This window comes from Mesorhizobium sp. M2E.F.Ca.ET.209.01.1.1 (assembly GCF_004010375.2).
Classification (GTDB): Bacteria; Pseudomonadota; Alphaproteobacteria; order Rhizobiales; family Rhizobiaceae; genus Mesorhizobium.
Genome location: NZ_SADP02000258.1, coordinates 1 through 411, shown reverse-complemented (window position 1 = coordinate 411; position 411 = coordinate 1). Strand labels below are relative to the sequence as shown.

Here is a 411-nt window from a genome sequence, read left to right as displayed (position 1 = left end):
CGAGAAGACTGCGTCAGTTCTGCGGAACGACGATTTCGGAGCGGCGCGGACGCTGCCCGTCCTTGCCCGGCACGAGGACGACGATAACGCAGACCGGCTGGCCGCCACGCGTCGACGCCGAGGCCTTGGCGAGTGTTCCGCCATTCTGTTGGGCCACCTGCTGACCGATCGCATAGCAGTCGGATGCGGCCAGGACGATCGGGGTGGGCTGATCGGGCGCGATCGCCGGTATCGCCATTGCCTGCGACGCAAACAGCCCGGCGGCACTAAGCGCCAGGGTCGCGGTTCGGAAATGGGAGCGAAGCGTTTTCATGACCGGCGTTGTAACGCATCGGTGCTGAACGTGAAATGAACAGTGAACGGCCCTGAACCCATGCTCGCCACACCCCTGCAACGCGAGATAGACAATCT

1 protein-coding gene is annotated in these 411 nt (G+C 63.7%); it reads right to left on the bottom strand.

Annotated elements, in window-relative coordinates; all coding sequences use genetic code 11:
• Window positions 1–13: 13 nt before the first annotated feature.
• Window positions 14–313: a hypothetical protein gene (locus EN852_RS35545; protein WP_135879655.1), complete on the bottom strand. Its 300-nt coding sequence runs from the start codon at window positions 311–313 to the stop codon at window positions 14–16.
• Between the last annotated feature and the right edge of the window lie 98 nt (window positions 314–411).

Bases quoted from the DNA above. Each gene is read 5' to 3' on its own strand.
- EN852_RS35545 (WP_135879655.1), bottom strand. From the start codon at position 313: ATGAAAACGCTTCGCTCCCATTTCCGAACCGCGACCCTGGCGCTTAGT.